This is a genomic window from Sporomusa acidovorans (assembly GCF_900101845.1).
Lineage (GTDB): Bacteria > Bacillota > Negativicutes > Sporomusales > Sporomusaceae > Sporomusa > Sporomusa acidovorans.
This window is the reverse complement of record NZ_FNAM01000032.1, coordinates 52,559-66,209: the sequence shown is the minus strand read 5'-3', so window position 1 is coordinate 66,209 and position 13,651 is coordinate 52,559. Positions and strand designations below refer to the sequence as shown.

Sequence of the window (13,651 nt, the reverse complement as noted above, 5' to 3'; positions counted from 1 at the left end):
TCCACAGAGAAATACATGGAAATGATGGGACTGCAAAAGGATGAGATTATTCCTTACGGCAGAACGCCAAAAGTTGATTTCTTAAAGGTAATTGACCGTCTGAAAAATAAGCCCGATGGTAAATACATTGAGGTAACTGCCATTACTCCTACCCCACTTGGCGAAGGTAAGTCAACAACTTCAATCGGTATTATGGAAGGTCTTGGTAAACGCGGCGTAAACGTCGGCGGTGCCTTGCGGCAGCCTTCCGGCGGACCTACCATGAACGTAAAAGGTACGGCAGCCGGCGGCGGCAACGCGCTGTTAATTCCGATGACCGAGTTCTCGCTTGGCTTGACCGGCGACATTAACGACATCATGAATGCGCACAATCTGGCGATGGTTGCCCTCAACGCCAGAATGCAGCATGAAGCCAACTACACCGACGCCGAGTTGGCAAAAAGAAACTTGAAGAGACTTGATATTGACCCGAAAAATATTGAAATGGGCTGGGTTATTGACTTTGCCGCCCAGGGCCTGCGCAATATCATCATGGGTATTGGCGGTAAAAAAGACGGTTTCATGATGCAGTCCAAATTCGGGATTGCCGTTGGCTCCGAATTAATGGCAATCCTGGCTGTTGCCAAAGATTTGGCCGACATGCGGGAACGGTTCAAACATATCGTAGTTGCCTACAACAAACAAGGCCAGCCGGTAACCACCGGTGACCTGGAAGTGGACGGCGCTATGACCGCCTGGATGCGTAATACGGTTAATCCGACCCTGTGCGCAACCGTTGAAGGCCAGCCTTGCTTCGTACATGCCGGCCCGTTTGCCAACATTGCCATCGGCCAGTCCTCCATCATTGCCGACCGCATCGGCTTGAAATGCTTCGATTATCATATTACAGAGTCCGGTTTTGCTGCTGATATCGGCTTCGAGAAATTCTGGAACGTTAAATGCCGCCTGAGCGGACTCAAACCCAATGTATCGATCCTGGTAGCTACCGTGCGCGCGCTCAAGATGCATGGTGGTGGACCTACCGTTATACCGGGCCGTCCGTTGCCTGACGAATATACCAAGGAAAACCTGGGCCTGCTCGAAAAAGGCTGCGAAAACATGGTACATTTGATCAACATGATCAAAAAATCCGGAATCAAACCGGTAGTATGTATTAATGCGTTCTACACCGATACGCCGGCCGAACATGCCTTGGTTAAGAGAATCGCCGAACAGGCCGGTGCCCGGGCCGCGGTTTCCCAGCATTGGCTCAAAGGCGGCGACGGTGCGCTTGATCTGGCTGACGCTGTAATGGATGCCTGTAAAGAAGAAGTTAACTTTAAGTATCTGTATCCGCTGGAAATGCCGCTGCGTCAACGCGTAGAAATGATTGCCAAGGAAGTCTACGGTGCTGACGGCGTTGACTGGGCGCCGCTGGCTCAGGAAAAAGCCCAAAGATTCGAAGCCGATCCGAAATATGCCGATTATTGCACCATGATGGTTAAGAGTCACCTGTCCTTGTCGCATGAACCTACCTGGAAAGGTGTTCCGAAAGGCTGGAGACTGCCGATCCGCGACATTTTGGTCTATGGCGGCGCTAAATTCCTCTGTCCGATGGCCGGCGCAATCAGCTTAATGCCGGGAACCAGCTCTGATCCTGCTTACCGCCGCATTGATGTTGATGTGAATACCGGTAAGGTTAGCGGCCTGTTCTAAGTATAGTAACGTTATCATAAAGCCGTTTCCTGTCGGAGTTATGAGTAAATTTCATTGAACTGCCCTGCCTTCGAAAAAAAAGCAGCCTGAACCTTATGGAAACAAGGTTCAGGCTGCTTTTTTCAATGGAATTCGCACTGCGAGCAGGGAAAAAATTATTTCATTACCATCATTTCGGTAGCTTTTACCAATGCGGTAACTTTATCTCCAGGAGCGAGGTTCAAGTCTTCTACAGAATCCACGGTAATGGCAGCTACCAGTTCAGTGCCTTTGTAATCCATAACGACTTTGGCCATAACGGCGCCTTTGATAACCTCTTTTACGGTAGCTTCCAATTTGTTTCTTCCACTAATTTTCATGATGATCAACACTCCTTATTTGTTAAATTTTTTTTATTACTGTAATTAATATATCATGGCAAAGCTGAAAAATCAACAAAAACAGCTAAATTTAACTATAAAGTTAAAATATCATTGTTTAATTGAAGATATCTCTCTATTACGTGATATTAAGTGGATTATCTATAATATAGATATAAAGCATCAATGGTTTTATTGGTTTGTGTAGGTGGAAGTTATTGGTTTTTTAAATAGCATGCTGCCACGGGGAGCGTTTGTTCAAACTATGATGAATATAAGCCAATAAAGGAGTGAAAAAGGCTAAAGTTTTTTGCTGCTAAGGGGTAGGTATCCTTAAATCTTGGGATTCATACATTCCAAAATTATTATAGATTGCTTATGATTCGACCCCAAAAGCTACTTCACCAAATCTTTTACCAGCTTTAGTTATGTTGAATAGGCGGCGGTTAGCGTCATTTGTCTTTTGATAATATAAAAAAAGAAAGTCCGTACGGACTTTCTTTTTATCTGAAATGAATTATAAGTTGAATGCATAGTGCAGGCTCATATACTTGCCATCAGTTCGCCGGTATGCGATAGGTCATAGCCGCCCATGCCGGCCACTTCATTGCGGAATGTTTCGGAGCGAATGATGGAAAGGAGAGTTTTAAATGGAGGCTTATCAGCGTCTTCTTTGCGGAAGACGATATCATAGCGCTCTTTCTTTTGCAGAATGAAATCAACCCCGTCAACTTGCAAAGCGGCTTTTTCAATGCCAATGCCGACATCGGCTTCGCCTCTGGCCACATAACTGGCAATTGCCAGATGGCTTGTCTCTTCTTGAGCGTAACCCCTAACCTGCCGGCAATCAATATCCAGTACATGAAGCATTTCATCCAATAAAACCCTTGCGCCGGAACCGCGTTCACGATTAATGAGTTTTACGTCAGGACGGGTTAGGTCTTTCCAGGTGCTAATAGCTTTGGGATTGCTTTTGGCAACATAGAAACCGGTATTGCGGGAGGCCAGGTTATACACCATGGTGCGGTGTCCGGGTAAAAATCTGCGAACATAGGGGATGTTATAGGTATCGGTGTCGCTGTCCCATAAGTGTACCGCGGTGGCGTTGACCGTTCCGCGATAGAGGGCCAATAATCCATCTATGCTGCCGGAATAATTGCGAAAGCAGCGAATTTGGGGCATGGCTTTCTCTATATTGCGGATTAATATATCCAAAATAATATCCTGGCCGCAAAGAATCAGGCTGTCAGGCTCAATGGCCGCTTGCTCGGACGGTTGGGCGGCAGTAGACGGAGCTAGAGTATTTTTTTTTGATTTTTGAATATAGTTTTCCAAATCAGGCGCTTCCACTCGGACTTTGCGTCCAATATGATAGGCGGCAAGATCCCCACGCTTAATCATTTCGTAAACAGTGAAGCGGGAAATCTTTAGAATTTTGGCAACTTCTTCGGGAGTATAGGAAGTCGTATCACTCATATGTATGCACCTCTATAAAAAAAAGTTGAGTTAATTACTGGTTAAGCCCTTGTCAATATCATACAACAAATACTATAATAACACCATAGGAGTATGTGGTTTTTATTAGTTTATGTTTGCTTTTATTTAAAATTCAATGATCTAAGGGGGATGGGAAAGTGAGGATGATTAATTCAAGAGTATTGGCTATGTTGGCTTTGGTTGTATTCAGTGTTTTTGCTCTTGTTGGCTGCGGCAGCGGCCAACAGAATCCACCGGCCGCACAGCAGACTCAGCCAATTGAAATCAACGTGTCGGCAGCAGTGAGTCTTAAGGATGCGCTGGCGGAGATTCAGAACAACTACCAGGCGAAAAATCCTAATATAAAACTTGTCTATAATCTTGGTGCATCCGGCAGTCTCCAGAAACAAATCGAGCAGGGGGCGCCTGCCGATATTTTTATTTCGGCTGCTCCCAAGCAGATGGACGAGCTGGAAGCTAAGAACCTGATGAATAAAGCTACCCGCAAAAACTTGGTCGAAAATAAGTTGGTTGTTGTTGTACCCAAAGAAACAAAACTGAACATAACTAAATTGGAAGACCTCGTCCAGGGTTCTGTGCAAAAGATTGCACTGGGTGAGACTGCTACGGTGCCTGCCGGTCAGTATGCGCAGCAGGTGCTGCAAAAACTCGGGTTGTGGGACAAAGTGAAAGAGAAAGTTGTATTTGCGAAAGATGTCCGTACTGTTTTGGCATATACGGAAACCGGCAACGTAGAAGCAGGCATTGTGTATCAAACAGATGCAACATCCAGTGACAAGGTAAAAATTGCTGCTGTTGCGCCGGAAGGCAGTCATCAGCCGATCGTTTATCCGGCTGCCATAACCACCGGTACGAAACAGCAGAAGGCGTCAGAGGATTTTCTTGCGTATCTATTTAGTGCGGAAAGTAAAGCCGTTTTTGAAAAATATGGCTTTGTTATGGGCAAATAACAGGACGGGTTGCTGATATCCCGGGAGTAAACAGGTAAAGCAGGTGATGTTGTGCTAGAATGGCAGCCAGTCCTATTATCGGTTAAGGTTGCGCTTGTTTCGCTGATTTTTGTCTTTATTTTTGGAGTAGCTGCCGCTTATGTGATGCGCAGGTTTGAGTTTCCCGGCAAAAGCGCGCTGGAAGCCCTGTTTGCCTTGCCGCTGGTGTTGCCGCCTGTTGTAACCGGCTTTGTTTTACTGGTACTCATTGGGAAGCAGGGACCGATAGGAAAGTTACTTTCAGAAGCTTTTCATACACAGATTGTCTTTACTCCTTACGCTGCTATACTAGCGGCTACGGTGGTTTCTTTTCCGCTGATGTACCATAGCACCAAGGCGGCTTTTCAGGGAGTCGACCACAATCTTGAGGATGCCGCCCGTACGCTGGGTGCCAGTACCTGGAAAGTATTTCGGACAATAACCATCCCTTTATCCTGGCCGGGATTGATATCAGGAATGGTATTGTCTTTTGCCCGGGCGTTAGGCGAATTTGGTGCAACCATTATGGTGGCCGGCAATATTCCCGGTAAAACCCAAACCATTCCTTTGGCTATTTATTTTGCGGCCGAGGCTAATGATTTGACGATGGCCGGCGCGTACGTGCTCATTATCAGCGGGATTACCTTTTGCCTTATTTTGGGGCTTAATATTTGGTCAAAAAGGCGCAGTGGTGAATCGTCGTCCGTAAGGGGAGTGTTTTAACATGTTGCAGGTAGCAATAAAAAAGAAGCTGGCAGACTTTACTTTGGACGTTCAGTTTACTGTTGAAAATAACATCTTGGTTTTAATTGGCCATTCGGGGGCGGGCAAGACCACCATTTTACGGGCTATTGCTGGCCTACTGCGACCGGATGAGGGAACCATTATTCATAACGAGTGTATTTTGTTTTCTTCGACGACGAAAACGTTTGTTCCTCCACAACTGCGGCGTGTGGGCTATATGTTCCAGGAATTTGCCCTGTTTCCTCACATGGATGTAAGAAAAAATATCTGGTATGGTGTCAAACAGCATAACCATACAACAAACGAACTCTACGAAAGATTGTTGGGACTGCTCCACATTGAACACCTGACAACAAGATTTATTGACCGGTTGTCAGGGGGGGAGAAGCAACGCGTGGCACTGGCGCGGGCGCTGATGGCGGAGCCGGCTATTCTTCTCCTGGATGAACCGCTGTCGGCGCTTGACAGTGACACTCGTCTGGAATTGCAGGCAGAACTTAAAAAGATCCAGGGAATCTGGAAAATTCCTTTTATACTTGTAACTCATGATATTTCAGAGGCCAAAGCTTTGGGAGATCGGTTTCTGTTTATTAAGAAGGGCCGGCAAACGGCGGAATCTTCTTTACAGGCAAAAGAATTTCTTGAGTGTCCGAATGTTGGTTAATATGGACCTTGGCTTCTGTTAAACAGGAGCCAAGGTTTTTTTGAGGAAAACTTCCTAGCTTCTGTTTTAATGGCAGGATTGTTATTTTATCTCGCGAATTAGGCTATATGGAAATTAGCATTGTTAATCGCATTGACATTCATTTTCTACTGAAGACAGTGTATAACTTGTAAGAAGAATTTTTTCGATACCAAGACAAGAGAAGGGATTTTACATGCAATTTTGGAAAAAATTATTATGCCAGCACTTGATTGGCCTGCTTATTGGAATTTTGCCGGTTTTGTTTGCCACTAACGCCTATGCCCAGTATTCTAACGGTATTCCCGTGCTTCTCTACCATCATATAAATGATGACAACAGTGATTTGCCCAATTTAACGGTTACACCGGCAGAATTCGAGCGTCAGATCGTTATGTTAAAAAATGCCGGTTTTGAAACCATTTCACCGGAAGATTTTATGGCCTACATGCGGCAGGAACCGGTTGCCCTCCCGGATAAACCAATTCTCATTACCTTTGATGATGGGTATGAGGATAATTACACGTATGCTTTTCCGATATTAAAAAAATATAGTTTTAAGGCAGTGATTTTTGTACCAGGTGTAAATATTAACAAGCATAAGCGGTTGTCGGGTTCTCAGATGCGCGAGATGTCAGCCTATGGAATTCGCTTTGGGGGGCACTCCGTGAATCACCGGGATTTAACTGCTTTGGAGGGCCGTGAATTGCAACACGAGGTTCAGGATGTGCAACGGGATATTAGGCAGGTGACGGCTAAAACTCCGGAACTCTTTGCCTATCCGTATGGCTATTTTAATCTTCGGACCTGGGAGGCGACAAGTTCGGCCGGTTACCAAGCGGCTTTTACCGTGCTGCCCGGCCTTAATACTCCGGAGAGGGACAACGTTTATCTTTTGCGGCGTGTACCAATTTACAACACGACTGACTTTAATGCGTTGTTTAAGCTTTTGGATGCCAATCAGCCCAAAAGTAAGCTGCTGGAATATTCACCCGAACAGGAAGAATAGGAGTAAAGGTTCTGAATCTTTACAGTTAGATCAAGAAAAAATGTAATTCAAGAGAAAAACTGTAACAAAAATAGCCAGTTATTCTTGACAGTTGGAATTTTTTTTTGTAAGATAACAATAAATAGCTATTGAAATGACGATGAACGGAAGAGTAATTATACCGTGATAGGCGCAGCGAGCCGGGAATGGTGTGAGCCGGCACTATCAGCTATAACGAAAATCATCCGCGAGTTGCGTGCTGAAGGTTAAGTAGGTTACGCCGGGTTCTCTTGAAGATAAACGAGTCTTGGGAGAAATTGCCGCCCGTTATTGCGGCGAGGTATCGAGTTTACACTCCGTACCGGTGAGCGCTATGGTTGTTGCCATAGAATTTGGGTGGTATCGCGGATTAACCTCCGTCCCTGTAATGAGGGACAGAGGTTTTTTTATTTTTCTTGAAAATACCAGAAGGGGGAAGTAGCTTGCAAATGTTGGGTGCGGAAGCAATCATTGAGTGTCTGAAGGCGGAAGGCGTAAATCTGGTGTTTGGCTACCCGGGGGGGTGTGTTTTAACATTGTATGATGCATTGTTTAAAGCTAATTTTCCCCATATTTTAACCCGGCATGAGCAAGGGGCGGTGCATGCTGCCGACGGCTATGCGCGGGCAACGGGTAAAACCGGGGTTTGTTTTGCGACATCAGGTCCGGGGGCAACGAATCTTGTAACCGGTATAGCTACTGCCTATATGGATTCGGTGCCGTTGGTTGCCATTACCGGACAGGTCGGGGTTGGGGTGATTGGCAAGGATGCTTTTCAGGAAGCGGATGTCCGGGGGATCACGACACCGATTACCAAACACAACTATTTGGTGAAGAAGGTTCAGGACCTGCCCAGAGTTATGAAAGAAGCCTTTTATATCGCCCGGACCGGGCGTCCAGGGCCGGTTGTTGTTGATGTTTCCCGCGATGTTTTTAATGCTGCTTTGGACTTCGTTTATCCGGAAACGGTTAACTTGCGCGGGTATAACCCGTTGTTTGCCGGTGACGTAGAAAGTGTGGAACAAGTTGTGCAGGCTATGCTGGCAGCCCATAATCCGGTCCTTTTTGTTGGCGGTGGTGTTACAATTTCCGATACTGCGGCCGAGTTTCGCAGACTTGCCGGTTTGACCGGTTTTCCCGTCATTTCGAGCCTAATGGGATTAGGCTGTATTCCAGCTGATTTGCCGCAGCATTTAGGCATGGTAGGCATGCATGGCACTTATGCGGCTAATATGGCAACCACCGAGTGTGATCTGTTATTAGGTATTGGCGTTCGGTTTGATGACCGGGTTACCAGTTTAGTCCAGAACTTTGCGCCGCAGGCTAAGATTGTCCACTTTGATATTGATCCTGCCGAAGTCAATAAGAATATCCGCGCTGATATGCGGGTTGTCGGTGATCTCCGCTGGTCGCTGCCACTGCTTTGGGAAAAGGCGTCGAGCCGGAAGCCGGCAGAGTGGCGCGAGAAAATTGCCGTTTGGAGTAAGCGTGTACAAATTTGGAAGCAGGAAAAACCGTTAACCTATAAACAGGCCGGCAAAAAGATTATGCCGCAAGCGGTCATTGAGAAGATTAGTCAGCTTACGCAAGAGAATACGATTGTTGTAACCGATGTTGGACAACATCAAATGTGGGTAGCACAATATTATAATTTTATCAGAGAGCGCTCCTATATTACTTCAGGCGGTCTGGGAACAATGGGTTATGGCTTGCCGGCGGCGATTGGTGCGCAAATGAGCCTGCCTGATAAAAATGTTGTACTGTTTACCGGCGATGGCAGTATTATGATGAACTGCCAGGAGTTGGCGACGGTTGCTGATAATAATCTGCCGCTGAAAATTTTTGTTATGAATAATGAGGTGCTGGGGATGGTTCATCAATGGCAGCGCATGTTCTATGGTCAGCGCTATTCTCATTCCAGCATTAAGGGAAAAACTGATTTCGTGAAATTGGCGGAGGCCATGGGGGTGCCGGGATTGCGCGTCGCCGAAGCCGATGAGTTGGATGCTGTACTGGACAAAGTACTGCGTATGGATGGGCCGGTACTGGTAGAAGTGCTCTTGCCGCCGACTGAAGATGTGCTGCCGATGGTTCCTCCAGGCGGCCGGCTGGATCAAATGCTGTTAGAAGGAGTGGGCTAATGAAACATACATTGGCTGTGCTGGTTGAAAATCGACCGGGTGTATTAACCCATATTTCGGGGCTTATTAGCCGGCGGGCTTTTAATATTGAAAGTATCGCGGCAAGTTATACGGAGGAGACGGATACAACCCGGATTACCATTGGCGTCGAGGTCGATAATGAAGTTGAACTTGAACAGGTTGTCAACCAACTGTCCAAACTGGTTGACGTGATCAAAATTGTCAACCTTACGTATGTGGAGTCCATTGAACGGGAGTTGGCATTGATTAAAGTAAAGGCCAGTAAGAACAACCGTTCGGATCTGGTAAACGTTGTGGAGATTTTTCGCGCGAAAATTATTGATGTCAACCGGGAGACGATGGCGATTGAATTGACCGGCGAGGAAAGTAAAATTGACGCGTTTTGTGAAGTCCTGCTCGATTTCGGGATTATTGAAATTGTCCGGACAGGCAAAATTGCACTCGCCCGAGGACCGGTCCCCGCCAAAGAAATGTAATAAAAGCTAGGTATGCTGTTCAGAAACGCTCGGGATTTGACCTGAGAGGCAATGAACAGCATGCCTATAATTTTTATTTGCTGCATATCCCCTGTATTTACTCTGGAAATAGGAGGAATATGGCCGGCTAACGCCGAATTTATCTCTTACCTCGACATAGTTGTAAGATCATGCTGCGCCGGCTCGCATAGAGTCAGGAAGAGATTGTGGCAGTGGGAGCGGAATTCGTCAACATTATTGACGGAGCGGCATGTTCCATGTTGAATAAAAATTATCGGGGAATACTGATTAATATCGGTGTGTTTGGGCCGCTAAAGGGTGCGATACTGATCGGCATGGAACTGGCTGCGGCCAAACACTATGGAGGTTTACAAAAGTAACTGTTTGTCATTTTATATATGAAACCAATAAAGATTTTCTACTATCAAGGTGTTAGTAAACTTCATAGCAGCTTATGCTAGCAACCTGCTTGCAAAATCTTTATTGATACTATATATTTATAAAAGTATTTTGAAAAAATAGGGGGTTGGTATATGGCCAAACGAAATCCAAGTTTGCGTATTTTAAAAAAATACGCCATGTTGTTTATCGGTTCAATCATTGCGGCAATTGGTCTGGAAATTTTTTTGGTTCCCAATAATATTATTGACGGCGGCGTCGTGGGAATTTCCATTATGGCCAGTCATCTGCTGGGATTGCCGCTTAGCCTGTTTCTGGTGATCCTGAATGTACCTTTTTTGTATTTGGGGTATGCTCAGATCGGGAAAACATTTGCCTTATCGACGCTTTTCTCTATTACGTCGTTAGCTTACTGGGTTTCGGTTTTTCACCCCATACCCGGTCTCACGAATGATTTGTTTTTGGCTGCAATCTTCGGCGGGATTATTATCGGCATCGGTGTCGGTGTGATTATCCGTTACGGCGGATCGCTTGACGGGACAGAGATTGTAGCCATCTTGTTAGATAAACGCACAGGATTCTCTGTCGGAGAAATCATTATGTTCTTCAACTTGTTTATTCTGACAAGTGCAGGCTTTGTTTTTAGCTGGGACAAAGCGATGTATTCCCTGGTGGCCTACTTTATTGCCTTTAAAGTGATTGATACGGTTATTGAAGGCCTAGACGAATCGAAGGCCGCTATGATAGTTTCTGAAAAGCCTGATGAGGTATCCGAAGCGCTGATGGCCCGGTTAGGCCGGGGTGTTACCGTCTTGCATGGCGAGGGCGGTTACACGAAAGAGCGTAAGGATGTGTTATATTGCGTTATTACCCGCCTTGAGATGGCAAAATTAAAATCGATTGTCGATGAAATTGATGAAGGCGCTTTTGTTACGATTAATGACGTTCACGAAGTAATGGGTGGCAGATTTAAGAAAAAAGCAATTCATTAACTGATCTTGTATTCATTTGAAAAAAAGGACCAGTACCCTTATACAAGGGACTGGTCTTTACTATAGTCAGATTAGTTCGAGGCCGATTGGGCAATGATCACTGCCCAGAATGTCAGCATAAATGCTGGCTTCTTTTATAGAATTTTTTAATCGGTCTGATATAAGAAAATAGTCAATGCGCCAGCCGATATTCCGTGCCCTGGCATTCATCATATAGGACCACCAGGTGTAGGCATCCCGTTTATCAGGATAAACCGAGCGGAATGTATCGGTAAAGCCTGACTGGAGCAGCAGTGTCATTTTGGCTCTTTCCTCATCGGTAAACCCGGCATTTTTACGGTTGGTTTTTGGATTTTTTATGTCAATCTCCTGATGGGCAACATTAAAGTCGCCGCAGGTAATCACCGGTTTACCTTTATTAAGCTCGCTAAGGTAACCACTGAAAGCATCTTCCCATTTCATGCGATAATCAAGGCGTGCAAGTTCCCGTTGTGAATTGGGAGTATACACATTTACCAGGTAAAAGTCTGCAAATTCCAAGGTAATGATGCGGCCCTCCTGGTCATGTTCGGCGATGTCCATGCCGTAAGTTACGGACACTGGTTTGATACGCGTAAAGACAGCGGTGCCTGAGTAGCCTTTTTTTACGGCACTGTTCCAATATTGCTGATAATCTGCGAGCTCTAATTCGGACTGCGTCTGCTGCATTTTCGTTTCCTGCACACAGAAGATGTCAGCATTTATACTGGTAAAAAAATCAGAAAATCCTTTATTGAGACAAGCCCTTAAGCCGTTAACGTTCCACGAAATTAACTTCATGATATCCCTCTTCCTGTGCGGTATAGTTGTAATGTATATTCCATGCAGGCTTGTTAATTTCCTTCATATCAGCATTGCCAGCAGGACAAACATGAAGATTGCGAGACGGGGTTAAACATTATATGGTTTTGTTGCCTATAAATATTACTATTTTTTACATTTATGAATTATTTTGGAATAACAGTAATCTTGTGTCCGGTGGGTAAATACATTTGACCAAAATAAAGTTAATTTTCTAAAAAATATAGCATTAACTAGTCGGCGACAAGCAGGTATTTGCGAATTATAATGGAAATATATACAAGAATAGTTATAAATCTGTTAGATATTTGACATAAAGAAAGGAGGATAGTAACAAAAGGTACACTGGAGAGAAACCCTTGAACAGTAACTCTAAAATAAGGGGGGAGAAAAAATAGTTTGGCGGTGAGTTGTAGAACAAACAATCGACTTAAATGAATGGAAGGGATGAAAATGAAGCAATATCAAAAACTTATTTTAGGCTTCTGTCTGGGTGTAATTGTTGGTCTTATCGCATATTATGTTTTGCCTGAAAAAGCTTTTCCCTGGATGAAGAGATGGACTGAGATTTGTACCTTGGTTGGCTCTATCTTCCTAAAAATGATTTTCATGGTGGTTGTCCCTTTGCTGGTATCCGCTCTCATGCTTGGCGTTTACGAACTGGGCAAGGGCCGCAGCCTGGGGAAAGTTGCTGTGAGGTCACTAGGATTTACAATCCTGTTAAGCGCAATTGCAGTTTTCGTTGCCATAGCAATGACCAATATATTGCAGCCCGGCGTTGGTCTAGAGTTTGACCCGGCCCAGCTTGCCAAAAATCAGGCTGTTATCTCGATAGACAAAAATATGCAAGCTGCACAAGCGAAACCTTGGACCACGTATATTACCGAGTTGATTCCGCAAAATCCGATCGACTCTGCTGCCAAAGCCTTTAACGGTGAAATTATCGCGCTGATGGTATTTGCGTTGATGTTTGGTTATGCGTTGAGTATCTGTGTTAAGGATGAAAACCATCCTTTCGTTAAAACGCTGGAAGCCATTTATGATTGTTCCTTGAAAGTCATTGACTGGGCAATGAAACTTGCTCCTTATGGTATTTTTGCAATTGTATTCAATACTACTTACCGTATGGGTGCCGGCTTTTTAGCAAACGTCGCTTACTTTGTTGGCGTTGTTGTGTTGAGCTTATTAATTCAGCAATTTGTTGTATATGCCCTTTGCCTCAAGATTTTTGCTAAAACAAATCCCTGGACATTTTTTAAAAATTGTCGTGAGGCCTATGTATATGCATTTTCAACCGCTTCTTCGAATGCTACGTTGCCGATTGCCTTAGAAGTTGCGGAAAAATCGTGCAAACTTCCCCCGAAAATTTCACGTTTTGTACTGACCTGCGGGGCCTCTGCCAATCAAAACGGATCAGGTTTGTATGAAGGAGCCGTTTTACTGTTCCTGGCCCAGGTATTTGGCGTTGACTTGACAGTTAGCCAGCAGGTGGTCGTTGTTTTAACTGCCGTTTTAGGCGGTATCGGTACAGCCGGTGTTCCAGGCGGTACTTTGCCGATCATCGCGATTCTGTGCGTAAATGTGGGTGTGCCGGTGGAAGGTTTGGGATTGATTCTTGGCGTTGACAGATTCCTGGATATGTGCAGAACGACTTTGAATGTATCCGGTGACTTGGTGATTTCCAAATTAGTCAGCGCTGGGTTTGAAACAGACACTCCTGAAACCAATAAGGCCGGAGTAAGCGCCTAATAAATTGATAATCCCGAAATAGTGCGGAGTATTAATTGGGAAAACAGCAAGGGCTGCCTTT

At 45.1% G+C, this 13,651-nt stretch carries 13 protein-coding genes and 1 other annotated feature; of the genes, 10 read left to right on the top strand and 3 right to left on the bottom strand.

Annotated features, from left to right (window positions below; genetic code table 11):
* The coding region (locus BLR65_RS19495) for a formate--tetrahydrofolate ligase (RefSeq protein ID WP_093795850.1) at window positions 1–1,695 on the top strand (1,695 nt) is incomplete at its 5' end.
* Between the two features lie 155 nt (window positions 1,696–1,850).
* On the opposite strand, the gene BLR65_RS19490 is transcribed toward BLR65_RS19495, so the two are convergent.
* Window positions 1,851–2,054, bottom strand: a complete 204-nt coding sequence (locus BLR65_RS19490) for a TOBE domain-containing protein (protein WP_093795842.1) — start codon at window positions 2,052–2,054, stop codon at window positions 1,851–1,853.
* 543 nt (window positions 2,055–2,597) lie between these two features.
* Window positions 2,598–3,530, bottom strand: a complete 933-nt coding sequence (locus BLR65_RS19485; RefSeq protein WP_093795841.1) for a substrate-binding domain-containing protein — start codon at window positions 3,528–3,530, stop codon at window positions 2,598–2,600.
* 164 nt (window positions 3,531–3,694) lie between these two features.
* Here BLR65_RS19485 and modA point away from each other — a divergent pair, with 164 nt between their 5' ends.
* The 8 genes from modA to BLR65_RS19450 all read left to right on the top strand — a co-directional run bounded on the left by modA (window position 3,695) and on the right by BLR65_RS19450 (window position 11,001).
* On the top strand, window positions 3,695–4,501 hold the full coding sequence (gene modA / locus BLR65_RS19480; protein WP_093795840.1) for a molybdate ABC transporter substrate-binding protein: 807 nt from the start codon (window positions 3,695–3,697) through the stop codon (window positions 4,499–4,501).
* Between the two features lie 51 nt (window positions 4,502–4,552).
* Window positions 4,553–5,242: a molybdate ABC transporter permease subunit gene (gene modB / locus BLR65_RS19475; protein ID WP_093795839.1), complete on the top strand. Its 690-nt coding sequence runs from the start codon at window positions 4,553–4,555 to the stop codon at window positions 5,240–5,242.
* 1 nt (window position 5,243) lies between these two features.
* Window positions 5,244–5,927: an ATP-binding cassette domain-containing protein gene (locus BLR65_RS19470; protein WP_093795838.1), complete on the top strand. Its 684-nt coding sequence runs from the start codon at window positions 5,244–5,246 to the stop codon at window positions 5,925–5,927.
* 214 nt (window positions 5,928–6,141) lie between these two features.
* Window positions 6,142–6,954, top strand: coding sequence for a polysaccharide deacetylase family protein (locus BLR65_RS19465; RefSeq protein WP_093795837.1), 813 nt, complete (start codon window positions 6,142–6,144; stop codon window positions 6,952–6,954).
* 130 nt (window positions 6,955–7,084) lie between these two features.
* Window positions 7,085–7,360: a binding site (T-box leader), on the top strand.
* Window positions 7,361–7,415: 55 nt separating this feature from the next.
* Window positions 7,416–9,113: a biosynthetic-type acetolactate synthase large subunit gene (gene ilvB / locus BLR65_RS19460; protein WP_093795836.1), complete on the top strand. Its 1,698-nt coding sequence runs from the start codon at window positions 7,416–7,418 to the stop codon at window positions 9,111–9,113.
* Entirely contained in the window at window positions 9,113–9,610 is a 498-nt protein-coding gene (gene ilvN / locus BLR65_RS19455; RefSeq protein ID WP_093795835.1) for an acetolactate synthase small subunit, read from the top strand. The genes ilvB and ilvN overlap by 1 nt, the downstream gene beginning before the upstream one ends.
* A gap of 206 nt (window positions 9,611–9,816) precedes the next feature.
* A complete protein-coding gene (locus tag BLR65_RS29915) occupies window positions 9,817–9,990 on the top strand; it encodes a hypothetical protein (protein ID WP_169716945.1) in 174 nt (57 codons plus the stop codon).
* A gap of 153 nt (window positions 9,991–10,143) precedes the next feature.
* Window positions 10,144–11,001 carry a YitT family protein gene (locus BLR65_RS19450; protein ID WP_093795834.1) on the top strand — a complete coding sequence of 286 codons (858 nt, stop codon included), beginning with the start codon at window positions 10,144–10,146 and terminating at the stop codon, window positions 10,999–11,001.
* Window positions 11,002–11,067: 66 nt separating this feature from the next.
* Here BLR65_RS19450 and BLR65_RS19445 read toward each other — a convergent pair whose 3' ends face one another.
* Window positions 11,068–11,820: an exodeoxyribonuclease III gene (locus BLR65_RS19445; RefSeq protein WP_093795833.1), complete on the bottom strand. Its 753-nt coding sequence runs from the start codon at window positions 11,818–11,820 to the stop codon at window positions 11,068–11,070.
* A 474-nt stretch (window positions 11,821–12,294) separates the two neighbouring features.
* Here BLR65_RS19445 and BLR65_RS19440 point away from each other — a divergent pair, with 474 nt between their 5' ends.
* Window positions 12,295–13,590: a dicarboxylate/amino acid:cation symporter gene (locus BLR65_RS19440; protein WP_093795832.1), complete on the top strand. Its 1,296-nt coding sequence runs from the start codon at window positions 12,295–12,297 to the stop codon at window positions 13,588–13,590.
* Window positions 13,591–13,651: the final 61 nt, after the last annotated feature.

Coding starts and splice junctions, on each gene's coding strand:
- BLR65_RS19470 (WP_093795838.1), top strand. CDS start 5,244: ATGTTGCAGGTAGCAATAAAAAAGAAGCTGGCAGACTTTACTTTGGAC.
- BLR65_RS19450 (WP_093795834.1), top strand. CDS start 10,144: ATGGCCAAACGAAATCCAAGTTTGCGTATTTTAAAAAAATACGCCATG.
- BLR65_RS19445 (WP_093795833.1), bottom strand. CDS start 11,820: ATGAAGTTAATTTCGTGGAACGTTAACGGCTTAAGGGCTTGTCTCAAT.
- BLR65_RS19440 (WP_093795832.1), top strand. CDS start 12,295: ATGAAGCAATATCAAAAACTTATTTTAGGCTTCTGTCTGGGTGTAATT.
- BLR65_RS19485 (WP_093795841.1), bottom strand. CDS start 3,530: ATGAGTGATACGACTTCCTATACTCCCGAAGAAGTTGCCAAAATTCTA.
- BLR65_RS19465 (WP_093795837.1), top strand. CDS start 6,142: ATGCAATTTTGGAAAAAATTATTATGCCAGCACTTGATTGGCCTGCTT.
- modA (WP_093795840.1), top strand. CDS start 3,695: ATGATTAATTCAAGAGTATTGGCTATGTTGGCTTTGGTTGTATTCAGT.
- BLR65_RS19490 (WP_093795842.1), bottom strand. CDS start 2,054: ATGAAAATTAGTGGAAGAAACAAATTGGAAGCTACCGTAAAAGAGGTT.
- ilvN (WP_093795835.1), top strand. CDS start 9,113: ATGAAACATACATTGGCTGTGCTGGTTGAAAATCGACCGGGTGTATTA.